We start from the raw sequence: 21,542 nt of genomic DNA, 5'->3' as shown, positions 1-21,542 counted from the left end.
TCTAAAACTGACTCATCATGAAAAATGGTCATTTTCTTGCAAAGAGAAAGGATTATCTAGTTCGCTGACAATCCTTTGACAACATACAATTCAAGCAGTCCCGCAATTGTCTCTTTATCAAGCGGGGGGTGTTGTTTTTCCCAGTCAAAAATGAGCGCGATATAAAGCTTCAGCATCACAAAGGCTGTCAGTTCAGGGTCGCACGGCTTGATTGCGCCGCTTTTGATCCCGTCTTCAATCTTACTTTTGATATAAGACAGTATGGCTCGCTCCATTTTCTGGATCACTTCCTGAACAGCCATTGTACCAATCTCGGCATTCTCTTGGAAAATTTTAATCGTCAGCTGATGTGTTTTCCTGAACTCCAGAATGGCAAACAGCGCTCTGTGCACATTTTCATGGAACGGAAGGTTCGGCTCCATCGCTTCATCCGCTTTTTGTTTCATTTCCTTTAATAAAGTAGTGAAAATCTCGTCAAACAGCTCTTCTTTGTTTTTGAAAAAAGTATAAATGGTTCCCTTCCCCACGTTCGCAAGTTTTGCGACAAGATCCATTGTCGTCGCTTTATACCCGAACTGCGTGAAAGACTTTGTAGCCGCCTCCAAAATGAGCTTTTTTCGATCTATTGACATTGTATTCACCTCGAAACTGACCGTTTGAACATTTTAGTCATTAAGTACATATGCAAATGTATCATAACCTGCCGTTCAATTCAATCATTTTTTTACACAATATTGCCATTGCACATCAAAAAAACCTCCGCGATAAAGCGGAGGTTTTAGCTGAATAAATAGGTAAGCGCGTCAGACACGGCAGCTTTTCCTTGATCAATGCAGTCGGGAATGCCGACACCTTCGAAAGAAGCGCCTGTCATATAAACACCCGGATACGCAGATGCAAGTGCTTCACGCAGCTCCTTGATACGCTGCTTATGGCCGACATGGTACTGCGGCATGCTTTCATGCCATCGGGTGACACATGTCATTTCCGGCTCGCCGTTTATGTTCATGACTTTCTTTAAGTCTTCTAACACAATGTTGATAATGTCATTATCTGATAGATCGACAATGGATTCGTCTCCGGCTTTTCCGACATATGCCCGAAGCAGCGTTTTGCCTTCCGGCGCTGCGTGCGGCCATTTTTTATTCGTCCACGTACAGGCTGTGATCGCAAAGTCACTGTTTCTTGAAATGACAAAACCCGTGCCCTCATGCTCCATTTGGACGGAGCCTTCAGGGAAACCTAAAGCGACGTTTGCCACGGATGTGGAGTGCATATTTTTCAAATGAGAAATGGCAGGAAGCTCAGAAAGCATTCCCGCAGCCGCTTTATGCGGAGCAGTCACAATTACTGAATCAGCATCAAGTGTGACGCCGTTATCCAGTTCGAGCGAATAGCAAGAGCCGCTATGGCTGAGTTTGGTCACTTTTGTGCCTTTATACACCTTCGTCAGCTTTAACTGCTTTTCGATCTCTTCTACAAGGGTCTGCAAACCGGTTGACAGAGTTTGGAACTGCCCTTGTTTTTTTGCCGTCAGCTGCTGGCCTGAGCCTTGAGGCCTTGTTTTTTTCATGCCGAGAATCAGGCTTCTATGCTTTTGTTCCGTCTGATAAAATTGCGGAAATGTCGACATCAGGCTGAGCTTGTCAATGTCGCCTGCGTAGATCCCTGATAGTAGCGGCTCGATTAAGTTCTCGACCACTTCATCTCCGACACGTCTGCGGAAGAATTCTCCCAATGACTGATCATCCTTTGTTTTGCTTGCAGGCAGGATGAAATCCATAGCAGCTCTGGCCTTCCCAGACAAAGAAAACAGACCCGTAGAAACAAACGGCGCAATTTTTGTCGGTATCCCCATTACGGCGCCCTTCGGCATTGGATGCAGGGTGCGGTTTACAAGCACATAGGATTGTCCGGTCGCATTGTTGACAAGCAAATGCTCAAGACCTAAGTCTTTAACAAGCTGCGGGGCGCTTTTCTTTCGTTCCAGAAATGAGTCTGGCCCTCTTTCGATGATATAGCCGTCTTTCTTGACAGTCTGGATTTTCCCGCCGACTCTCGGACTTGCCTCAACAAGCGTCAGCTCAAGCGGCAGATTCTTTTCTTTGATTTCTTTTTCCATATAGAAGGCGGCGGCTAAACCGGTAATGCCGCCGCCGATGATGACTACATGTTTTTTGCCGTCACTCATGTTCATCGCCTTCTTTAACGTCCTAATTTTTTTAATACGACTGTTGCCAAAGCATCAATAAATTCAGGCTTGGCATTTGGCATTTCCGGCCGGTAATAGCTTGCGCCGATATCGTCAGTAACCACTTTGCATTCATAATCATTATCATAAAGCACTTCTAAGTGATCCGCGACAAACCCAACAGGAACATATACAAATGCTTGATAGCCTTTTTGTTCGAATAAATCACGTGTTAAATCCTGAACATCGGGTCCGAGCCAAGGATCAGGCGTGTTCCCTTCACTTTGCCAGCCGACAGCATATTCGGAAACGCCTGCGCCTTCAGCAATCAATTTCGCCGATTCATGCAGCTGGTCCGGATACGGGTCTCCAAATTCTTTGATTTTTTCCGGCAGGCTGTGTGCGGATACGATGAGCATCGCGTTTTCTCTTTCATCCTCAGGCATTGACGCATATGTTTCCTTCACTCGGTCAACCCAATATGTCACGAACTTCGGTTCATCGTACCAGCTTTCAACTGACGTAATCGTTAAGCCGCCGAGTTTTTCAGCCTCTTCTTTGGCGCGTTTGTTGTAGGACTGAACGCTGAACGTGGAGAAATGCGGCGCCAGCACGATGCTGACTGCTTCTGTAATGCCATCCTTATGCATCTCTGCTACGGCGTCTTCAATAAACGGCTCGATATGCTTCAGTCCGATATACGCTTTAAACGTAATCTCATCCTGAATTTCATTCAAGTGCTGTTCCAGATTATGCACCTGCTCTTCTGTGATTTTGGCAAGCGGTGAAATGCCGCCAATCGCTTCGTATCTGTCTTTCAAATCTTGAAGCATTTCAGGTTCAGGCTTTCTGCCTCTTCTGATATGTGTATAATAACGTTCAATATCTTCTTCCTTATAAGGCGTGCCGTACGCCATCACGAGAAGCCCCATTTTCTTTCTACTCACTGTTTACACCCTCTTTAATGATCTGATACAAACATTTTGACAGGATATCATTAAGATACCAAAAGATATGCTTAGGAATATTGACCCATTTTTTTGTTTTGTGAATATTCATGGACAAATGCTGTCAGTTTTTTCAAAACCTCTGGACTGACATCAGGAAATACCCCATGGCCAAGATTGAAAATGAAGCCGTCTGACTCCATACCCTGATCAAGTATTTCCTTCGTTTTCTGCTCAATGACTTCCCATGGCGCAAGCAAAATGGACGGGTCCAGGTTGCCCTGCACTGTTTTAGTAATTCCTTTTGATCTGGCTTCATCAATGCCGAGTCTCCAGTCAAGCCCGACAACATCAAGAGGAAGGTCATGCCAATCACCTGCAAGATGGCTTGCGCCAACGCCAAACATGATCAGCGGCACATTCTCCTTTGCGAGCTCTGAAAAGATCCGGTTCATCACGGGTTTGATGTATGTTCTGTAATCTGCCTGATTCAATGCGCCGACCCACGAATCAAAGATTTGAATCGCTTTTGCGCCTGCCTTAATCTGCGCTTTCACGTACACGATGATCATGTCGGCAAGCTTGGACATCAGCAGATTCCATGCATCTGGCATGCTGTACATGAAGGCTTTTGTTTTATTGTAGTTTTTCGACGGGCCGCCTTCGATCATATAGCTTGCAAGCGTAAAAGGCGCACCTGAGAAACCGATGAGCGGGACGTTCAGCTGCTCATTGACAAGCAGTTTAATCGTCTCAAGCACGTACGGCACGTCCTGTTCCGGATCAATCTGGCCGAGTTTTTCAATGTCCGCCAGAGACCGGATTGGCTGATCAATCACAGGACCGATCCCGTTTTTGATTTCAACATCCACACCGATTGACGGCAGCGGCGTCATGATATCTTTATAAAGGATTGCAGCATCGACTCCGTATTGCTCAACCGGCAGTCTTGTGACATACGCACAAAGTTCGGGCTGATGTGTGATCTCAAACAATCCGTACTTTTCCTTCAGCTTGCGATATTCCGGCTGTGAGCGCCCTGCTTGTCTCATATACCACACAGGCGTGTGATCCGCTTTTTCTCCCCGCGCAGCTTTTAAAAACGTCTCGTTAAACGTTTCTCGTTTACTCATCTGATTTCCACCTTTCATACGGCAACCATACGTTCGTATTTCTTGACTTATTACACTATACCTTGTTTTAGGCAAATGGTATAGAAATGTAGCTCAAAGTTCAAAAAATCGCCGAATTCCATTAAGAGGAAAACAATTTCGGCTGAACGTAATCGGTTCCTTCCCCTTCTCTTTTTGTCTGTGTATTATAAGGCACAATTTTATAAGACGCGCCCGAAAATAAGTTGGCATAAGGAATTTCATAGCTTCCCTTCCCTTCAACCGAATCAAGAAGCGTCTCCTCGCCGTCCTTGTTTACATAAATTCTGTATACGGCCCGATCATCCTCTTGAGCGTCCCACTTTAATTCAATAGTAAAGAGCCCCGCTGCTTTAAATGTGTAATCGGCTGTGAGTGTTTTGACCGGCTTCAGCTCAATCGGGCTTTCCAGGTCTTTAACGTTTTTAGGCTTTGTGAACACATGACCGGTTTCTCCTGCCTGTGTCAAAATATCCTTAAACAGCCGCGTCGGGTATGAGCTCCCGGCTTTCAAATAATGGTTTTGATCCGTTTTGTCATAGCCCATCCAGACTGCCCCGGTTATTTTCGGCGTATAGCCTGCAAACCAGGCGTCCTTTGTCGCGCCGGAGACGCCTGTATAAGATGTAGAACCTGTTTTTCCCGCCAGGTCGCCGTGATAGGTGCCGGACGTAGCCGTTCCCTTTTTGACTACCTGCTGCAGCATTCTCGTCATATTCCAAGACGTCTGCTTGCTGAATACCCGCTTTCCTTCTTCTTTATGATCGGCTATTGTTTCTCCGTCTTCATCTATTATGCTCGAGATAAAGAAGGGTTCAGTATACGTTCCATTCGCGGCAAATGTATGAAACGCGCCGGCAAGCTGGAGCGGTGAAACGCCTTTTTCCAAGCCGCCTAGAGCAAGAGCAAGGCCTTCATCAGGGATATCAATGCCGTTTGCTTTCAAATAAGATTTTCCTGTTTCGACGCCGATCTCATTCAGCGTCCAGACAGCCGGCGCGTTTTTGCTGTACGTAATGGCGTCAGACATAGTGACTTCGCCCTCATACATGCTGTCGTAGTTTTTCGGCGTATAATCTCCGTAGGACTGCAACTCATCCTTCAATAGAGAATATGGCTTAAATTTCTTTTCCTGCATCGCCGGTCCGTATACAGCAAGCGGCTTAAATGTGGAACCCGGCTGGCGGACAGCTGTGACACGGTTATATCCTTTGGATGTGTAATCCCTTCCGCCGATGGCCGCTTCTACACCGCCTGTCTTGTTATTAATAAATACCGCGCTTCCCTCGGCATTCTGATCTGTTCCGGGATAATAGCTTCCCTCTTTCATCACCTGGTAAGCCGTCTTCTGCAGCTTCGAATCGAGCGGCACCTTGATCGTGTATCCGCCTTGAAGAAGCTGCTCTCCGGAAATGGAATACTTGTCTTCCGCCTCTTTGATCACAAGGTCAATGTAGCTGTCAAACCAAGGTGTTTCCGACTGTTTCTTCACGTGCAGTCCAAGCGTTCGGCCCTGTGCGGTGACAGCCTCTTTCGCACTGATATAGCCTTGGTCATTCATCATACCTAGAATTGTATCACGCCGCTCCTTATTTTTATCAGGGTGCAAAATTGGAGAGTACGTAGAAGGCGCCTTCGGAATAGCGGCCAAAACAGCGCCTTCAGATACAGTCAAATCTTTTACTTCTTTATTAAAATAATAGTGGGACGCCGCTTGTATGCCGTAAACCCCATGTCCGAAGTAAAGCTGATTTAAATACATTTCAAGCAGCTTGTCCTTGCTGTAATCCCGTTCAAGATTGATCGCAATGATCACTTCTTTTGTTTTTCTTAGAAACGTTTTGTCATGTGTCAGAAAAATATTTTTGGCAAGCTGCTGGGTGATCGTGCTTCCGCCTTCCACCTTTCCGCCTGCTAATATATCGCGATACACTGCCCTTCCGACAGATTTTGCATCAATGCCGTGATGCTCATAGAACCTTTTATCCTCAACAGCGATAAACGCTTCTCTGACCTGCTTTGGAATCTCATTGATCGAGACCGGCTCACGATTTTCTGTATACAGGCTTGCAACCTCATCTCCGTTTTGATCAACAATTTTTGAAGAAGCATGAAGTATCAGCTTCTTTTCATCTATGACATAATGGCCGAGAAAAATAATTGAAATATATCCTATTAAAGCGAGAAAAGCAGTTAACACTAAAATAATGATAGGTATAAAAAGTTTCTTTTTCTTTATCTTAAACATGAACTCACCTCGCCTTTCTAAAGGTAGTATGGGAAAAATTGTTTGGAATTATGTTCGAAGCACTCGCCAATAGAAACTTATACCATTGTTTTGATATACTAGCAAGCAGGAGGTGGCTGATATGAAGGTTTATATTACATATGGGACAGCCGATTTTTTAAAAACGATCGTAGAGAAGCATCCCTCAGAAAATATCCTTTTGATGCAGGGGCAGGAAAACGCCATTTTGATTCATGAAACAAACGGAGAAACCGTTTTCCAGGCACCACACGCTTATGAAGTCATTGACCAAGTCGGAGAGATCAAGCATCCCGGTTTTGCAGTATTGAACAATATTGCCGTCACTCAGGAAGGGCGTCCGCTGTTTGAAAACAGATTTAAAAACAGAGCGGGAAAAGTCGAAAATGAGCCTGGCTTTGAAGCAATTCGAGTGCTCCGTCCGCTTGACAGTGACACCTATGTCATTCTGACCTTGTGGGAAACGGAAAGCGCCTTTCAAGACTGGCAGCAGTCCGGTTCTTACAAAGAAGCCCACAAAAAACGCGATACATCTGCCGGAATTGACACAACGTCGATCTTCTCCCGGCCTTCCTATGTCACCACATATTTCGCTGTCGAATAGCTGCCGGCATGTCCGGCAGCTTATTTTATTGGGAGGAAAGCAAAATGAAGCATACTTGCCCAGTCTGCGGGTTTAAGGGATTGGCTGAACCGCCATATGATCATGAAGGCAATCATTCTCATGAAATCTGCCCGTGCTGCGGTTTTCAGTTCGGATTTGATGAGTACGAGATGCAGCACGAGGATAACTCATATAGAGCCATCGGAAAGCATCATCGCCTATAGAAAAAACTGGCTTGCTGAAGGGTGCGTCATTTTTTCTCCTGAATGCTTCCCAAAACATCTGCAAAAAGCGAATAGAGGATTAAGGCATCATCTGATTGAGCAGCTGAAACAGATCAATGTTCATCTTCCATCATAACCTTCCCCTCTGTCCCGGCACCTTCCGCCCGCCTATGAATAATCTGTAAGCGGAAGGAGTGATCGATGATGGAAGTCGGGATTTTGCCTGTCCATGTTCTGTATGTGTTTTTTATCGGTGCAATTATCCTATTTATGCTGCTGAGAAAAGACACGACATTTATTTCTCTATTCGGCATTTTTATCATATCGCTATGGGCCAGCCATTCACTTTCAGCTTCTGTCAGCAGTTTATTCCACAGCTTTATCTATGCGGCCGGCGAACTGCTGCCCACGATTTTCATCATTTGCTTTATCGTTTCAATGAGTGATTTGTTAACAAAAACAGGGATAAATGAAGCGATGATTTCTCCCTTTGCAAGCCTTGTGAGAGGGCCTGTGACTGCCTATTGGCTGATTGGAGGCCTGATGTTCGCCATTTCTCTATTCTTCTGGCCTTCTCCGGGTGTCGCTTTGATCGGCGCCGTCCTGCTCCCCGCAGCCGCACGTGCCGGTTTGACACCTCTTGCCGCGGCCATGGCCATGAACTTATTCGGACACGGTTTTGCCCTGTCAGGAGACTTTGTCATTCAGGCGGCGCCAAAGCTGACTGCGGATGCAGCAGGCATTCCAGTCGGTGATGTCGTCTCGGCCAGTATTCCGCTTGTGCTGATTATGGGTGTGACAACAACAACTGCTGCCTTTATCATGATTCAGCGCGAACGCAAAAAACAGGAGCATCCCGCTTCTTTTTCCCCCGTTCTTTCCGGCGAACAAGACAACTCGCTGTACTTGCCAAAACGCCTGCGGTCCATACTGGCTTTTTTGATTCCGCTTGCCTTTCTTGCAGATATCGCCTGCATGCTCTTGTTTAACCTACAAGGAAATGATGCAACCGCGTTAATTGGCGGGTCTGCAATTTGTATCCTCTTTACCGTTCATTTTTTCGTGTATAAGCATAAAGGGCTTGAAAAAATCACCGGCTATTTTATTGACGGATTTAAGTTCGGTTTTAAGGTTTTCGGCCCCGTCATCCCGATTGCCGCTTTCTTTTATCTTGGCGACTCAGGCTATGAAAGCATACTGGGCACTTCACTCCCTAAAGGTTCCCACGGCATTGTCAACGATCTTGGCATTGCTTTATCCCATATGATGCCTATGTCAAAGGAGCTTGCCGCCACTGCATTAACTGCCGCTGGAGCCATAACAGGCCTTGACGGCTCAGGATTTTCTGGCATTTCTCTCGCCGGCTCCATCGCAAAGCTCTTTTCGTCCGCTCTCCATGCCGATCCCGCCGTTCTGACCGCGCTCGGACAAATCTCTGCCATCTGGGTGGGCGGAGGAACACTGGTCCCATGGGCGTTGATTCCCGCCGCGGCCATTTGCAAAGTTGATCCTTTTGAGCTTGCCAGAAAAAACTTCATTCCCGTCGCGATTGGCCTTTTGGTGACAACCCTCGCAGCTGTGATGATGCTTTAAAACAGCATGAGTTGAAATATTCAGACTTTTTCTATACAATCATGGAAAAGCATAGAAAAGGGGGAAGCCGCTTTGTCCATATCCACACTGCAGAAAGAGATAAACAAACAGCTCGACGGCTGTTTTGAAGAAATGGTTGAGATCAGGCGCCATTTTCATATGTATCCTGAGCTCTCATTTCAAGAAGAAAAAACCGCCGCATTTATTGCTTCCTATTATGAATCGTTAGGAGTCCCAATCCGCACAAACGTTGGCGGCAGAGGGGTTTTAGCATATATAGAAGGAAGCGAAACCGGCCCTACAGTCGCTTTGAGGGCCGACTTTGACGCTCTCCCCATTCAAGATGAAAAAGATGTCCCTTACGCCTCCAAAGTGCCTGGTGTCATGCATGCATGCGGCCACGACGGCCACACCGCAGCTCTTCTCGCAGTGGCCAAGGTCCTTCACCAAAACAGACATGAACTGAAGGGAACATTTGTGATGATCCACCAGCATGCAGAAGAATATTATCCGGGAGGCGCAAAGCCAATGATTGATGACGGCTGTCTCGAAAACGCGGATGTGATATTCGGCACTCATCTTTGGGCAACTGAGCCGCTCGGAACTATTCTTTGCCGCCCCGGCGCCGTCATGGCGGCGGCGGACCGATTTACGATTAAAGTCTTCGGAAAGGGCGGCCACGGCGCTCATCCGCATGATACAAAAGACGCCGTCCTGATCGGTTCGCAAATCGTTTCCTCTTTGCAGCACATTGTCAGCCGCAAAGTCAATCCGATTCAATCCGCCGTCATTTCGACAGGCTCCTTCATCGCCGACAATCCGTTTAATGTCATCGCAGACCAAGCAGTACTCATCGGCACAGCGCGTTCTTTTGATGAAAATGTCCGGGACATTCTGGAGAAAGAAATTGAAGCGGTTGTAAAAGGAATATGCAGCATGCACGGCGCGTCCTATGAGTACACCTATGAACAGGGTTATCCAGCGGTTGTGAACCATCCTGCAGAAACGAACCACTTGGTGAGCACCGCAAAGAATACCGAGGGCGTTCAGCAGGTCATTGACGGTGAACCACAAATGGGCGGCGAGGATTTTGCTTATTACTTACAAAACGTGAAGGGCACTTTTTTCTTTACAGGCGCCGCTCCCGAACAGCCAGACCGAGTTTATTCCCACCACCATCCGAAATTTGATATCAACGAAAAAGCCATACTGACAGCGGCCAAGGTCCTTGCCGGCGCTGCGATCACCTATCATCAGCTATAAAAAAACAGCCGGAGTGTTTATTCTCCGGCTGTTTCCTTTAATATCCTCAGATGAAAAACATGTCTTGCAGTTTCTCCAAGCTGAGCAAGCAGCTTATAATTGGCAATTCCGCCGACTGCCGCTCCTACGCCCGGCAAAAGCTGAAAAAGCTTCACGACGTCGATATAATCGCGATATTCCTGCTGGAACACTCTCCAGTCGATGCTCTTTTTCTCCGTCTCCCAATTTTCGATGACAGAAAAAAGCGATTTACGGCCATCGTCACTCGAAAATGCAAGCTGAAACACGAGCAGCAAAAACATCCTTTCTTGTGCATCCTTCACATCAAAGCCGTAAATGGAAGACAAGGTAAATAAACACTTCATCTTAATTGAAAGCAGCAGCGGAAAATCAGCAATGCCTAAAAAAATGCCGCCCGCTCCGGTGCCGACTCCCTCAGCAGCTGCCACTTTCTGATAAGAAACAATCGTTTTTTTCGCCAATTCGTTTTTTTCACTGAGCGACAGTGCACTTGTATCCTTTTTATAAGTAATGATATTGGAGCCGGCCATTGTCGCTTCTACCATTTTTCTTACACTCTCGGTGACGACCGTATGGATTTTTTCAGGAATCCGTTCATTCACCTTCGTCTGGACACGCTTCGAAAAGCGTTCAAACATGGAATCCTTTCGCAAAAAATGCATTTTCCATTGCAAAGCTTCCTGCATCAGCAGCTGATTATCTGTCATTTGATTACCCCTTTTCAGTTCACAGCTTTCCGTGCTTTTTCAGCCTGGTTGTCATATAAGCAGGCAAAACAACAAAAATCAGAACGGCAGAACCGATTAACGCGTACAGAAAACCGGTCAAGCCGGCTGCATAGGCAGATGCAACAGACATCAGCAGCGCTTGAATACTAAGTGCAGTTTTTAATAGAGAGAAATAGCTTTTCAGCTTTGTTTCTTTTTTCACAGGGTACAGCTCTTGAAGCGCCAGATGGTCAAAGTGGCCGAAGAGCGGCAGAAGCTGAATGCCCGTAATGAAAATGGCAAACACAGTCAAAACCGCTGCAATAAGCGGGCTAGCTGAGACATACATAATGATCAGCGCGAAAACAATCGTTAATCTGACAAGAATGCCCAAATAATCGCTCGAACGCAAAAAGGCGCGGGTGAACATATAGGCAAATGTTTTGCGCTGTTCAAACGGCACAAGCCGCAGCAAAAAGTCGAGATAAGCTCTTCGTTTGGCTTGCTTTCGCAAATGCGGCACATCAGTAAACAGGTTGGCAATCCGATAGAAACGCTGCTTTCGTCTCAATTCGGACTCAATATGGCTTTCCCATTTAAATGTTTTCCGTTTTGCTGCGGAAGACATATACAGATAAAGAACAGCCATAATGACATAGACGAGAAGCGCATACATATAAACAGATTGGAAAACAAAATAAAGAACGAGTGTATTCGCCGCAAAGCGAATGATGACGTCCATCCGTTTCATGCTGCGGTCGTTTTGGAAAGTCGTTCTCCATTCCATTACCTGATTCCACGCTTTCAGCAGCAACAGTTGGACAAAGACCGCGGCATACGATACGAGCGAAGCTCCCGGTGTGACTGCGAAATAAAGCGGCATCGCAACGATGCTCAGCGCAATAAGCGGAAACAGCTGAGACACATAGCTGTAGATAAACGCCTGCTTCAAGTAAGGCTCCATTTTTGCTTCAAGAGGCAATAAGAAAACAAGGTCAGCCTCCTTCAAAAGCGTTCGCACATAAGAGCTTGTCAACACGAGCGAAAACAGCACGGCCATCACCCAAAAGGACGGAAAGTGAGCGGGAATGTCCCGTATCCATTTGCTGTACCAGCTTGCAGCGCCCGCTAGAAAAAAAATCAAAACAATGACGAGGTGATCGTTGAGCATATATTTCATGTATGTTCTTGTTTCTTTGATATGCTCCTGCAGCCGCGACTGCCAAATATCAAGCATATTATTCATGGCCAGCGTCTTCCTTTGTAAGCTCAAGATACAAATCGTCCAGCGCCGCGTCCTTCATTCCAAACTGCTCTCTGAGCTCTGACAGCGTGCCGCGCGCCCGCACCTCGCCGTTATGTAAAATAATAAACGAATCGCAATAGCGTTCTGCCGTTGCCAAAATGTGTGTTGACATCAGCACGCTCGCCCCGCCTTTTTTCGCTTCATTCATCCGTTCAAGCAGCGCGTTAATGGCAAGCGGATCAAGCCCTAGAAAAGGCTCATCAATAATGTAGAGCGCAGGCTCTGCCAAAAATGCGCACATAATCATAACCTTCTGCTTCATTCCTTTAGAAAAATGGGCCGGGAACCACTTCAGCCTCTTTTCCATTCGGAATTCCTTTAAAAGCGGAGGCAGCCTTTTCTCCATCGTTTCTTTTGACAGTCCATATGCCATGGCTGTTAGTTCAAGATGCTCCATCAGCGTCAATTCTTCGTATAAAACAGGTGTTTCAGGTATATAGGTAAATTGTGAACGGTAGCCTTCCGGATCCTCAGCAAACGTTTTACCGTTTAATTCGATTGAACCTTTATGCGGGTCCATCAGCCCGATGATGTGTCTGATTGTTGTACTTTTACCAGCACCATTCAGCCCGATTAAGCCGACAATTTGATTCGGTTCAAGGGTGAATGATACGCTTTTTAAAACCGGATTCCTTGTATATCCGCCGGTCAAGTCTTTTACCGATAGCAGAGACATAGTTTCTCCCCTTATAGTGTTTTTCTTCATAGTACCAAAAACAAGGCCTGATTTGAAACAATTCCCTTTTAACAAATGATGAATTTGCTGTCATAAAGAGACAGGGTTCTGGACATCATAATAGTTGTAGAGGAAAAGCATATCAACTGAAAAATGAGGTGTTTGTCAAAGACGTCTTAGAAACAGTTGGATAGAAAATAAACATGTCCAATGCTCAAACCATTTCTCTTCACTGAATTGATGAATTCTTCATGTATGAAGCAAATTGTCAAATGAGGTGTTTATCGCAGGAATCGTTAGGCATTAAACAAGTCTTCATTTTATTGACAAATGAGGTGCTTACCAAAGGCATAACACATTTTCTTCATATAAGCTCTTCCTCTGCATTCAGGGTGAACGCTCGCGGTTCATCCTGTTTTCTATTTTCTGCATTTCTGTGGTACGATGAGTGTATACATACTAAACAATTTCATAAGGAGGAACCCTCATGCATTGTGCAGAAAATTGTATCTTTTGTAAAATTATCGCCGGCGACATTCCATCCGCGAAGGTGTATGAAGATGAACATGTACTTGCCTTTCTTGATATCAGCCAAGTGACAAAAGGCCATACGCTTGTCATTCCGAAAACACATATTGAGAATGTATATGAATTTACAGATGAATTAGCAAAACAATATTTCCATGCTGTTCCGAAAATCGCCCGCGCTATCCGGGATGAATTTGAACCGATCGGCTTAAATACGCTGAACAATAACGGCGAAAAAGCTGGACAATCTGTGTTCCACTACCATATGCATATTATCCCTCGCTACGGAAAAGGAGATGGATTCGGAGCGGTTTGGAAAACGCATGCTGATGATTATAAACCGGAGGATCTGCAGAACATCTCTTCCTCTATCGCAAAACGCCTGGCCTCATCATAAGATGAGGTTATTTTATTTTGTGAACATTTCGCAAACATCCGTCAATTTCTTTTGATAATTCTAATTTTTTATCAAAAAACTGAATTTTTGTGATAGGATAATTGTATTATTTTATACATTAACGTGGAAAACAGGGAGAGATCATAATGGAACGTACAACGAATTTTAACGCAGGTCCTGCAGCGCTGCCACTGGAAGTTCTGCAAAAAGCACAGAAAGAATTTATTGATTTTAACGAATCCGGCATGTCTGTTATGGAGCTTTCCCACCGCAGCAAAGAGTATGAAGCGGTGCACCAAAAAGCGAAAAGCCTCTTAATCGAACTGATGGGCATTCCGGAAGATTACGATATCTTGTTTCTTCAAGGCGGGGCAAGCCTTCAATTCTCAATGCTTCCGATGAACTTTTTAACACCTGAAAAAACCGCACATTTTGTGATGACCGGCGCTTGGTCTGAAAAAGCACTGGCAGAAACGAAACTGTTCGGGAACACGTCTATCACCGCTACAAGTGAAACAGACAATTACAGTTATATTCCAGAGGTTGACCTTACGGATGTAAAAGACGGCGCATATTTACATATCACATCCAACAATACAATTTTCGGCACTCAGTGGCAGGAGTTTCCGAATTCTCCAATTCCGCTCGTAGCCGACATGTCCAGCGATATTTTAAGCAGAAAAATCGATGTGTCCAAATTTGATGTGATCTACGGAGGCGCCCAAAAGAACCTCGGCCCTTCCGGCGTGACTGTAGTCATCATGAAAAAAAACTGGCTGAAAAATGAAAATGCGAACGTCCCAAAAATCCTGAAATATTCCACGCATGTCAAAGCTGATTCACTCTACAACACTCCGCCGACATTTGCGATTTATATGCTGAGCCTTGTTCTGGAATGGCTCAAGGAAAACGGCGGTGTGGAAGCTGCTGAACAGCGCAATGAACAAAAAGCGCAGGTTCTCTACAGCTGTATTGATGAAAGCAACGGCTTCTATAAAGGACATGCCAGAAAAGACAGCCGCTCACGCATGAATGTCACCTTCACGCTTCGGGATGACGAATTAACGAAAACATTCGTTCAGAAAGCAAAAGATGAGAAGATGATCGGCCTTGGCGGACACCGTTCGGTGGGAGGCTGCCGCGCTTCTATTTATAACGCGGTCTCTCTCGAAGACTGTGAAAAATTAGCTGCGTTCATGAAGAAATTCCAGCAGGAAAATGAGTAAAAAGTCTGGCTATGCAAACCGTCCGTTTGGTATACTGTTTGCATAACACATTCTGTAAAGCCTTCGCAATAAATGATGAGCATATTATTGGAGGGCAAAAAGCTTAGCAGAGGAGAGCATAGTTATGAAAACAAAAGAGTTAGTCATTATGGCTCTGTTTGCCGCAATCGGCGCAGCGCTTCATTCCATTATTCCGCCCTTTTTAGGCGGCATGAAACCAGATATGATGCTGATCATGATGTTCATGGGCATTCTGCTGTTCCCGCGGGTGCAAAATGTACTCGTCATCGGGATCGTAACCGGAATCATTTCCGCGCTTACAACCGCGTTTCCAGCTGGACAGATCCCTAACATCATTGATAAACCGGTATCAGCGTTTCTGTTCTTCTCCCTGTTTCTCTTGTTCAGAAAGAGCCGAAAAACAGGTGCAGCCGCTGTGCTGACAGTGATCGGGACCATCTTATCAGGAATTGTGTTTCTATCGTCAGCTTTATTGATCGTCGGTTTACCGGGCGGTTTCGCCGCATTGTTCGCGGCTGTTGTTCTGCCGGCCGCTGTGCTGAATACAATCTCAATGATCATTATTTATCCGATTGTGCAAACCATTTTAAGGCGTTCAAGCTTTATGGAAGCTGCTAAATAATTGTCACACAAAACCTCTTCCGCTTCCGGGAGAGGTTTTTTTGAACAGAGCGCCCGCAGCATGTCAGCATGTTTTAAGCGAGGAGTTTTGTGAAAAAGATAAGACATAGTGTAAAGGCGGTTCCGGTTGAACAAACAAGCGCTTTCTGCCGGATAACCCTCTTGGGCGGATAAGAAGCAGCCTGGCTGAGAAGTTTGATATAGTAAACAGCGCCTGAAGCGAAGGCAAGGGTGATGCAGGATAATACAATCAAAAAGACAGACAACCTTCTCCCTCCTTCGCTTTCTGCCGGATAACCCTCTTGGGCGGATAAGAAGCAGCCTGGCTGAGAAGTTTGATATAGTAAACAGCGCCTGAAGCGAAGGCAAGGGTGATGCAGGATAATACAATCAAAAAGACAGACAACCTTCTCCCTCCTTTTCACTTAAAAAATATGCTAAAATAAAGCAAGCTATGTATAGAAGTTCAGGCTTTCAACAAAAATGAAAAATGCTGAATGAATCCTATTTTGAAGAAAAAGACGGGGTGATTGTAATGGCGAGCGGACGTTCTCTATTAACAGGACTATTCGTAGGCGGCATCATCGGAGGAGCAGCGGTTCTTCTTACTGCACCTTCCTCAGGAAAGCAGCTGCGTGAAAAAATGAAAACCAATTATGATTCTTTTGAAGAAACAATCAAACGCTTAAAGTCAGACGGGCTTGCATTAAAAGACCAGCTGATCAAAGCGGCAAAAGAAAGCACGGATGTTATTAAAGACGTGGGCGGCGAGCTCCAAACGTCAATTAAAAAATGGCAGGAAGAGATCAAGCCTCACCAGCAGGATCTGCAAAAAGAAATTGCCGATATCGAAGAGAAAATCAGACAGCTGGAGAAAACCTTACAAAACTAATATCCTATTCAAAAGAAAAAAATGCGGGCCAAAATTGGACCCGTATTTTTTTTTGGCCGAAAAACCCTTTCGTCGCAATGGTTTGTGAATTTATTAAAAAATTCTTACATTTTCATCTTTATTAATCTTTATTTTATTGGCATAATAGAGAAAAAGAAAAAGAGAAGCAGGTGACGTAATGAATCGAGTGGAACCGCCCTATGATGTGAAAGAAGCTCTGGTTTTCACCCAGAAAATGGCTCAGCTTAGCAAGGCACTTTGGAAATCGATCGAGAAGGATTGGCAGCAATGGCTCAAACCGTATGACCTGAATATTAATGAGCATCATATTTTATGGATTGCGTATCAATTGAACGGAGCTTCCATTTCTGAAATCGCGAAATTCGGGGTCATGCACGTATCAACCGCATTCAACTTTTCAAAAAAGCTGGAAGAACGGGGATATTTAAGGTTCTCCAAACGGCTGAATGATAAACGGAACACATATGTCCAATTGACTGAGGAAGGTACCGAGGTATTCTGGAGCTTGCTTGAGGAATTTGATCCGACACGCAACGCTGTTTTTAAAGGTTCACAGCCTTTGTATCATTTATTCGGAAAATTTCCTGAAGTGGCAGAAATGATGTGTATGATACGCCATATCTACGGCGATGATTTTATGGAAATTTTCGAAACGTCACTCACCAATATTGACAATGACTTTGAAAGCGTAAACGGAAAATTGAAGAAAAAAGCAAAGGACAGTGCGGCGGATGAACCGGCTGAAGAGCTCGAACCTGTAAACAGTTAATCAAAATGCTTCATGATGTCGATAAAGACTTCCATCAGCTCTTGATAAAGCCCCTGCTCATACAGGGCAAAAATCGTTTCATGAACATCTAATTTTTCATTCAGCTGTCCGGCAAAAAGCGCAAGGAGCTTATCAAAGGTTACAAATCCTTGCGCTTTTTGTGTTGCCAGCTCTTCCGACAATTCATCGCATATCCTCATAACCGCTTCCCCTTCTTCCTTGCTCAGCCCTTTGTCAATGAGAAGCGCATAGAAGGGGTACCTGTCCATATCTACTGTTTTCACTAATAATTGTATGTAATATTCTAATCGCTCAATGCGATGATCCATCGAATCCATCCACACCACTTCTTTCTATCTTTAATCTTATTTTAGCTGATAATTCACTGAGAAGAAAGTTCTAACCCCATATTTCGCAGTTTGTTTGCTTCTTTCAAAAAAATACCTGCAGGATGATATTTTTTCTTAAAAAAGCATTGATTTTTTCTCTTGGGAGGAGTAAATTATTTTGAGATTCTATTCAAGATGTATGGAAGGATGACTTTGATGAATTGCTGGAAGACCATAAATCTCATGAAGGATTATGGCGCCGTTCGCATAATATTAACTGCTGTATGTTTTATGATTTTGGTTTTTATATCTACCTTTTTAGCTTTTGAGCTGCTGCGGCCTGGCACAAGCTTAAGCGATGAATATGTATCTTTATTCGGCGGTTTGCTCGTCGTTATTTTATTTGTACATAAAGTCATCCATGTCCTGCCAATCATCTGCAAAAAAAGAAAAATAGAAAAAAAGTTTTACATATTGCGCATGCGCACATGGAAACGTATACCAAAAACAACAATGCTGATTTCACTCGTCAGCCCGTTCTTGCTGATTACACCGGTATTGTTTTACGCAGCACTGGCATTTCCGAATCACGCTCATTATTTTTGCATGATCTCGGGCATTCACGCCGGCTACTGTCTGCCTGATTTCCTGCTGGCTCTCAAGCTGATAAAAGCACCGAAAACCGCTTTTATTGATCAGGAAGCTGACGGCTTGGATATTCTTGTTGAAAAGTAGTCAAACCCTGGTGCTGGTGGCGATTTTTCAATTTGCATTCTATCTTTTTTAATAAATATTTGGTAATGTAATATGGGACAGTTCAGAGAGAGGGGGAATCTCCCATCATTTTATTCTACTTTATCGTGGCTGCCGTGTTTATTTTATATTTCATAAACAGGCTCACCAATACATTATGCCTTGTCAGAGAGATTCCTGAAGAGCGGCAAGATAAGGTATTCCGATTTATTAATGTATCTATATTAATTTTACTGATCTCTTCGTTTGTGGAGATCTCCTTTACAGTGTAAATACGAAAGAAAGCATAGCTGCTGATTAAGCAGCTATGCTTTTTTATGTTGATTAGTACAGCCAAGAAGCGCCGATGATAATCAATAAAATAAATAACACAACCAATAAAGCGAATCCGCCTGCAAATACTTCACCCATCTTAAAAAGCACCTCCTGTAATAAGCTTTATTTACCAATTACATGTTATGCAATTCATGTTTGAAACGATTAGGCGCTAGTGAAAATAAAGGATCGCTTATGTTGCAAGCGATCCTCGGGCTGCTTAGTAGATGTAAGCTGCACCTACGATGATAAGCAAAATGAACAGTACTACGAGCAACGCGAATCCGTTAGAGTATCCTCCGCTCATGTTACATACCTCCTTTTCTTGATCAATATATAAGTATGTCATCAGCAAAAGTTTGACTAGACGAATGCCCTTTATTTAAAATCTTTTTACAGAAAGCCACAATATGTTATGATACGCATAGGTAATTTAATTTGGAATGATTAGGAGTGTTTGAAAACAATGAAGAAAATCGCAATAGCAGCTATCACTGCTACAAGCATCCTCGCTCTCAGTGCTTGCAGCAGCGGCGACAAAGAAGTCATCGCAAAAACAGACGCAGGCGATGTAACAAAAGGCGAGCTTTACACAAACATGAAGAAAACAGCTGGCGCAAGCGTACTGACACAGCTAGTGCAAGAAAAAGTATTGGACAAGAAGTATAAAGTTTCGGATAAAGAAATTGACAACAAGCTGAAAGAATATAAAACGCAGCTTGGCGATCAATATACTGCCCTCGAAAAGCAATATGGCAAAGATTACCTGAAAGAACAAGTAAAATATGAATTGCTGACACAAAAAGCGGCTAAAGATAACATCAAAGTAACAGACGCCGATATCAAAGAGTACTGGGAAGGCTTAAAAGGCAAAATCCGTGCAAGCCACATCCTTGTTGCTGATAAAAAGACAGCTGAAGAAGTAGAGAAAAAGCTGAAAAAAGGCGAGAAGTTTGAAGACCTTGCGAAAGAATACTCAACAGACAGCTCTGCTTCAAAAGGCGGGGATCTTGGCTGGTTCGCAAAAGAAGGCCAAATGGACGAAACATTCAGCAAAGCTGCATTCAAATTAAAAACAGGTGAAGTCAGTGATCCTGTCAAAACGCAATACGGCTACCATATCATTAAAAAGACAGAAGAACGCGGCAAATATGATGATATGAAAAAAGAACTGAAATCTGAAGTGCTTGAACAAAAATTAAATGACAACGCAGCTGTTCAGGAAGCTGTTCAAAAAGTTATGAAGAAAGCTGACATCGAAGTAAAAGATAAAGATCTGAAAGACACATTTAATACATCTTCAACAAGCAACAGCACTTCTTCGTCTTCAAGCAGTTCTAAATAATAAAAAAGCTGTGCAGGCTCATTGAGCCGCACAGCTTTTTTTATGCGATGGAATGGTTTTGATTTTCTTCTTCATGCTGCTGAGAACTGCGGCGTTCTCGCTCCTTTTCCATCCTCTCCATATAAATCTGTCCTTCTTTTTCAATAAAAGCCTGGTCTACTTTTTCTTCCTCTTTGGCTGCCGCCACAAGTTTATATGCGCTGAAAATGATGCCTACAATACAAAGATACACCCACCACGGAAAAAATAACACGGGCTCCTCCCCCTTTGCATAGATTCTTTATTCTTAACCATATGCGGGAATGAGACGAGTTATGTGCGGGAAAGACGCATCAAAAAGGACTGAGCTGAATATGTCAGCATCAGTCCTTTTTAAGTTATTTATGAAATGTCGGTTTATAAAAGGAACGGTTTTCCAGTGCGAATACACGTTCAGTATACTCGCCCGGCTTCACGCGCTCAAGCGCTCTGTCCATCATATTCATTTTTGCATCCAGATTGTCTATATAGTGAAGAATTTCCGCTTCTTTCACCATCGGCGGTTTCGGGCTGCCCCATTCTGCTTTGCCGTGGTGACTCAAAATCAAATGCTGAAGAATTAACACCTCTTCAGAATCGATTTGAAGCTCCTCAGCAGCTTTTGAAAGCTCTGTCACCATGATGGAAATATGGCCGAGCAAATTGCCTTCAACCGTATATGAAGTGGAAACAGGGCCGGACAGCTCCTTCACTTTTCCAAGATCATGCAGGATAACACCGGCGTAAAGCAGATCACGATCAAGAGAAGGATATAAATCTGCTATTGCTTTCGCCAGGTTCAGCATAGAGACAACATGATACGCCAAACCTGAGACAAACTCATGGTGGTTTTTCGTAGCCGCCGGATAATCCATAAACTCAGCTTCGTGTTTTTTAACCAAAAACCTTGTGATTCGCTGGATATTCGGATTTTTCATTTCAAATATATATTGAGTGATGGTATCCATCATTTCATTTTTCGGAATCGGCGCGGTTTCTAAAAAATCATCAATATTGACGTTTTCTTGCTCGCTTACCGGTCTGATATTTCTTAGCTTCAGCTGGGTGCGTCCGCGATAATGATGAACATCGCCGACGACCTTGACAATCGTCTGCGGCGCATAGGTCACTTCATCACTTTGCTTGGCATCCCACAGCTTCGCTTCAATATCGCCTGACTGGTCTTGCAGCATCAGCGTCAAAAACGGTTTTCCATTGCTTGCAATCCCTTTCGTCGAGGATTTAATCAATAGATACTGGTCCACCTGTTCGCCAACCTCATGTAGCATAATCCCTTTAGCCATTCTATTAAAGCTCCCTCCGTATCTTACATAATACCAGTATATCACATACCGATT

At 44.3% G+C, this 21,542-nt stretch carries 25 protein-coding genes and 2 pseudogenes; 12 read left to right on the top strand and 15 right to left on the bottom strand.

The window, feature by feature from the left end; translation table 11 throughout:
• Positions 1 to 56: 56 nt before the first annotated feature.
• From MKY10_RS05455 to MKY10_RS05435, 5 genes are all read right to left on the bottom strand, one after another.
• Positions 57 to 632: a TetR/AcrR family transcriptional regulator gene (locus MKY10_RS05455; protein WP_014479348.1), complete on the bottom strand. Its 576-nt coding sequence runs from the start codon at positions 630 to 632 to the stop codon at positions 57 to 59.
• Between the two features lie 146 nt (positions 633 to 778).
• Positions 779 to 2,191, bottom strand: a complete 1,413-nt coding sequence (hemY, locus tag MKY10_RS05450) for a protoporphyrinogen oxidase (protein ID WP_003245394.1) — start codon at positions 2,189 to 2,191, stop codon at positions 779 to 781.
• Positions 2,192 to 2,205: 14 nt separating this feature from the next.
• The gene (hemH, locus tag MKY10_RS05445) at positions 2,206 to 3,138 is read right to left on the bottom strand and encodes a ferrochelatase (RefSeq protein WP_339226267.1); all 933 of its coding nucleotides are present in this window, start codon (positions 3,136 to 3,138) and stop codon (positions 2,206 to 2,208) included.
• Positions 3,139 to 3,209: 71 nt separating this feature from the next.
• Positions 3,210 to 4,271 carry a uroporphyrinogen decarboxylase gene (hemE, locus tag MKY10_RS05440; protein ID WP_017695362.1) on the bottom strand — a complete coding sequence of 354 codons (1,062 nt, stop codon included), beginning with the start codon at positions 4,269 to 4,271 and terminating at the stop codon, positions 3,210 to 3,212.
• A gap of 121 nt (positions 4,272 to 4,392) precedes the next feature.
• Positions 4,393 to 6,537: a transglycosylase domain-containing protein gene (locus MKY10_RS05435; protein WP_044052574.1), complete on the bottom strand. Its 2,145-nt coding sequence runs from the start codon at positions 6,535 to 6,537 to the stop codon at positions 4,393 to 4,395.
• 121 nt (positions 6,538 to 6,658) lie between these two features.
• On the opposite strand from MKY10_RS05435, the gene hmoB reads away from it, so the two are divergent.
• From hmoB to sndC, 4 genes and pseudogenes are all read left to right on the top strand, one after another.
• The gene (gene hmoB, locus MKY10_RS05430; protein ID WP_044052575.1) at positions 6,659 to 7,159 is read left to right on the top strand and encodes a heme-degrading oxygenase HmoB; all 501 of its coding nucleotides are present in this window, start codon (positions 6,659 to 6,661) and stop codon (positions 7,157 to 7,159) included.
• Positions 7,160 to 7,203: 44 nt separating this feature from the next.
• Positions 7,204 to 7,519 (top strand): annotated as a pseudogene (locus MKY10_RS05425) (hypothetical protein).
• A 65-nt stretch (positions 7,520 to 7,584) separates the two neighbouring features.
• Positions 7,585 to 8,976, top strand: a complete 1,392-nt coding sequence (locus MKY10_RS05420) for a hypothetical protein (protein WP_080019530.1) — start codon at positions 7,585 to 7,587, stop codon at positions 8,974 to 8,976.
• Positions 8,977 to 9,048: 72 nt separating this feature from the next.
• A complete protein-coding gene (gene sndC / locus MKY10_RS05415; protein WP_044052577.1) occupies positions 9,049 to 10,239 on the top strand; it encodes an N-acetyl amino acid acetylase SndC in 1,191 nt (396 codons plus the stop codon).
• Between the two features lie 17 nt (positions 10,240 to 10,256).
• On the opposite strand, the gene MKY10_RS05410 is transcribed toward sndC, so the two are convergent.
• Genes MKY10_RS05410 through ecsA form a run of 3 tightly spaced genes read right to left on the bottom strand, consistent with a single transcriptional unit; the run spans position 10,257 to position 12,949 of the window.
• Positions 10,257 to 10,967: an EcsC family protein gene (locus MKY10_RS05410; protein WP_015252437.1), complete on the bottom strand. Its 711-nt coding sequence runs from the start codon at positions 10,965 to 10,967 to the stop codon at positions 10,257 to 10,259.
• Positions 10,968 to 10,986: 19 nt separating this feature from the next.
• The gene (gene ecsB, locus MKY10_RS05405) at positions 10,987 to 12,213 is read right to left on the bottom strand and encodes an ABC transporter permease EcsB (RefSeq protein ID WP_048654855.1); all 1,227 of its coding nucleotides are present in this window, start codon (positions 12,211 to 12,213) and stop codon (positions 10,987 to 10,989) included.
• Positions 12,206 to 12,949, bottom strand: a complete 744-nt coding sequence (gene ecsA / locus MKY10_RS05400) for an ABC transporter ATP-binding protein EcsA (RefSeq protein ID WP_017695370.1) — start codon at positions 12,947 to 12,949, stop codon at positions 12,206 to 12,208. Before ecsA ends, ecsB begins: the two co-directional genes overlap by 8 nt.
• Positions 12,950 to 13,436: 487 nt before the next feature.
• Here ecsA and MKY10_RS05395 point away from each other — a divergent pair, with 487 nt between their 5' ends.
• The 3 genes from MKY10_RS05395 (at position 13,437) to trpP (ending at position 15,743) form a co-directional block, all read left to right on the top strand.
• Complete coding sequence (locus MKY10_RS05395; protein ID WP_003233231.1) at positions 13,437 to 13,874, top strand: HIT family protein; 438 nt, start codon at positions 13,437 to 13,439, stop codon at positions 13,872 to 13,874.
• Positions 13,875 to 14,020: 146 nt separating this feature from the next.
• The gene (gene serC / locus MKY10_RS05390) at positions 14,021 to 15,100 is read left to right on the top strand and encodes a 3-phosphoserine/phosphohydroxythreonine transaminase (protein ID WP_015252440.1); all 1,080 of its coding nucleotides are present in this window, start codon (positions 14,021 to 14,023) and stop codon (positions 15,098 to 15,100) included.
• Between the two features lie 124 nt (positions 15,101 to 15,224).
• Complete coding sequence (gene trpP / locus MKY10_RS05385; protein ID WP_003233236.1) at positions 15,225 to 15,743, top strand: tryptophan transporter TrpP; 519 nt, start codon at positions 15,225 to 15,227, stop codon at positions 15,741 to 15,743.
• 73 nt (positions 15,744 to 15,816) lie between these two features.
• On the opposite strand, the gene MKY10_RS05380 is transcribed toward trpP, so the two are convergent.
• Both MKY10_RS05380 and MKY10_RS05375 read right to left on the bottom strand, forming a co-directional pair.
• Complete coding sequence (locus MKY10_RS05380; RefSeq protein WP_003233238.1) at positions 15,817 to 16,008, bottom strand: hypothetical protein; 192 nt, start codon at positions 16,006 to 16,008, stop codon at positions 15,817 to 15,819.
• A gap of 14 nt (positions 16,009 to 16,022) precedes the next feature.
• Positions 16,023 to 16,148, bottom strand: a pseudogene (locus tag MKY10_RS05375) (hypothetical protein); the annotation flags it as partial.
• A 129-nt stretch (positions 16,149 to 16,277) separates the two neighbouring features.
• Between MKY10_RS05375 and MKY10_RS05370 the strand changes: the two are divergent.
• Both MKY10_RS05370 and MKY10_RS05365 read left to right on the top strand, forming a co-directional pair.
• Positions 16,278 to 16,634 (top strand): YtxH domain-containing protein, encoded by a 357-nt coding sequence (locus MKY10_RS05370; RefSeq protein WP_003245875.1) that lies wholly within the window; start codon positions 16,278 to 16,280, stop codon positions 16,632 to 16,634.
• A gap of 178 nt (positions 16,635 to 16,812) precedes the next feature.
• Complete coding sequence (locus MKY10_RS05365; RefSeq protein WP_003239501.1) at positions 16,813 to 17,424, top strand: HTH-type transcriptional regulator Hpr; 612 nt, start codon at positions 16,813 to 16,815, stop codon at positions 17,422 to 17,424.
• Here MKY10_RS05365 and MKY10_RS05360 read toward each other — a convergent pair.
• Positions 17,421 to 17,762 (bottom strand): YhaI family protein, encoded by a 342-nt coding sequence (locus tag MKY10_RS05360; protein ID WP_009966921.1) that lies wholly within the window; start codon positions 17,760 to 17,762, stop codon positions 17,421 to 17,423. The two genes, MKY10_RS05365 and MKY10_RS05360, sit on opposite strands and share 4 nt — an antisense overlap.
• Positions 17,763 to 17,969: 207 nt before the next feature.
• On the opposite strand from MKY10_RS05360, the gene MKY10_RS05355 reads away from it, so the two are divergent.
• On the top strand, positions 17,970 to 18,488 hold the full coding sequence (locus tag MKY10_RS05355) for a DUF3267 domain-containing protein (protein ID WP_003245590.1): 519 nt from the start codon (positions 17,970 to 17,972) through the stop codon (positions 18,486 to 18,488).
• A gap of 107 nt (positions 18,489 to 18,595) precedes the next feature.
• On the top strand, positions 18,596 to 18,778 hold the full coding sequence (locus MKY10_RS05350) for a hypothetical protein (RefSeq protein WP_024571667.1): 183 nt from the start codon (positions 18,596 to 18,598) through the stop codon (positions 18,776 to 18,778).
• A 52-nt stretch (positions 18,779 to 18,830) separates the two neighbouring features.
• On the opposite strand, the gene yhzE2 is transcribed toward MKY10_RS05350, so the two are convergent.
• Complete coding sequence (gene yhzE2 / locus MKY10_RS05345) at positions 18,831 to 18,917, bottom strand: sporulation protein YhzE2 (protein ID WP_003155248.1); 87 nt, start codon at positions 18,915 to 18,917, stop codon at positions 18,831 to 18,833.
• 124 nt (positions 18,918 to 19,041) lie between these two features.
• Entirely contained in the window at positions 19,042 to 19,128 is an 87-nt protein-coding gene (gene yhzE1 / locus MKY10_RS05340; protein ID WP_003327753.1) for a sporulation protein YhzE1, read from the bottom strand.
• 159 nt (positions 19,129 to 19,287) lie between these two features.
• Here yhzE1 and prsA point away from each other — a divergent pair, with 159 nt between their 5' ends.
• Positions 19,288 to 20,166, top strand: coding sequence for a peptidylprolyl isomerase PrsA (gene prsA / locus MKY10_RS05335; protein ID WP_014476317.1), 879 nt, complete (start codon positions 19,288 to 19,290; stop codon positions 20,164 to 20,166).
• A 40-nt stretch (positions 20,167 to 20,206) separates the two neighbouring features.
• Here the strand turns inward: prsA and yhaL are convergent, their stop codons facing one another.
• Positions 20,207 to 20,419: a sporulation protein YhaL gene (gene yhaL / locus MKY10_RS05330; protein WP_003233252.1), complete on the bottom strand. Its 213-nt coding sequence runs from the start codon at positions 20,417 to 20,419 to the stop codon at positions 20,207 to 20,209.
• Positions 20,420 to 20,543: 124 nt separating this feature from the next.
• Positions 20,544 to 21,488, bottom strand: coding sequence for a 3'-5' exoribonuclease YhaM (gene yhaM / locus MKY10_RS05325; RefSeq protein ID WP_003245698.1), 945 nt, complete (start codon positions 21,486 to 21,488; stop codon positions 20,544 to 20,546).
• Positions 21,489 to 21,542 lie beyond the last annotated feature (54 nt).

Origin of the sequence: Bacillus sp. FSL P4-0290 (assembly GCF_037975435.1) — a bacterium.
Lineage (GTDB): Bacteria > Bacillota > Bacilli > Bacillales > Bacillaceae > Bacillus > Bacillus subtilis.
Note: the sequence above shows the minus strand (reverse complement) of the source record. Positions and strands in the feature narration are given on the sequence as shown.

Coding starts and splice junctions, on each gene's coding strand:
- MKY10_RS05410 (WP_015252437.1), bottom strand. CDS start 10,967: ATGACAGATAATCAGCTGCTGATGCAGGAAGCTTTGCAATGGAAAATG.
- ecsA (WP_017695370.1), bottom strand. CDS start 12,949: ATGTCTCTGCTATCGGTAAAAGACTTGACCGGCGGATATACAAGGAAT.
- MKY10_RS05435 (WP_044052574.1), bottom strand. CDS start 6,537: ATGTTTAAGATAAAGAAAAAGAAACTTTTTATACCTATCATTATTTTA.
- hemY (WP_003245394.1), bottom strand. CDS start 2,191: ATGAGTGACGGCAAAAAACATGTAGTCATCATCGGCGGCGGCATTACC.
- MKY10_RS05360 (WP_009966921.1), bottom strand. CDS start 17,762: ATGGATTCGATGGATCATCGCATTGAGCGATTAGAATATTACATACAA.
- yhaM (WP_003245698.1), bottom strand. CDS start 21,488: ATGGCTAAAGGGATTATGCTACATGAGGTTGGCGAACAGGTGGACCAG.
- hmoB (WP_044052575.1), top strand. CDS start 6,659: ATGAAGGTTTATATTACATATGGGACAGCCGATTTTTTAAAAACGATC.
- MKY10_RS05365 (WP_003239501.1), top strand. CDS start 16,813: ATGAATCGAGTGGAACCGCCCTATGATGTGAAAGAAGCTCTGGTTTTC.
- MKY10_RS05395 (WP_003233231.1), top strand. CDS start 13,437: ATGCATTGTGCAGAAAATTGTATCTTTTGTAAAATTATCGCCGGCGAC.
- MKY10_RS05355 (WP_003245590.1), top strand. CDS start 17,970: ATGAATTGCTGGAAGACCATAAATCTCATGAAGGATTATGGCGCCGTT.
- MKY10_RS05370 (WP_003245875.1), top strand. CDS start 16,278: ATGGCGAGCGGACGTTCTCTATTAACAGGACTATTCGTAGGCGGCATC.
- yhzE1 (WP_003327753.1), bottom strand. CDS start 19,128: ATGAGCGGAGGATACTCTAACGGATTCGCGTTGCTCGTAGTACTGTTC.
- yhzE2 (WP_003155248.1), bottom strand. CDS start 18,917: ATGGGTGAAGTATTTGCAGGCGGATTCGCTTTATTGGTTGTGTTATTT.
- prsA (WP_014476317.1), top strand. CDS start 19,288: ATGAAGAAAATCGCAATAGCAGCTATCACTGCTACAAGCATCCTCGCT.
- MKY10_RS05455 (WP_014479348.1), bottom strand. CDS start 632: ATGTCAATAGATCGAAAAAAGCTCATTTTGGAGGCGGCTACAAAGTCT.
- MKY10_RS05420 (WP_080019530.1), top strand. CDS start 7,585: ATGATGGAAGTCGGGATTTTGCCTGTCCATGTTCTGTATGTGTTTTTT.
- ecsB (WP_048654855.1), bottom strand. CDS start 12,213: ATGAATAATATGCTTGATATTTGGCAGTCGCGGCTGCAGGAGCATATC.
- hemE (WP_017695362.1), bottom strand. CDS start 4,271: ATGAGTAAACGAGAAACGTTTAACGAGACGTTTTTAAAAGCTGCGCGG.
- serC (WP_015252440.1), top strand. CDS start 14,021: ATGGAACGTACAACGAATTTTAACGCAGGTCCTGCAGCGCTGCCACTG.
- trpP (WP_003233236.1), top strand. CDS start 15,225: ATGAAAACAAAAGAGTTAGTCATTATGGCTCTGTTTGCCGCAATCGGC.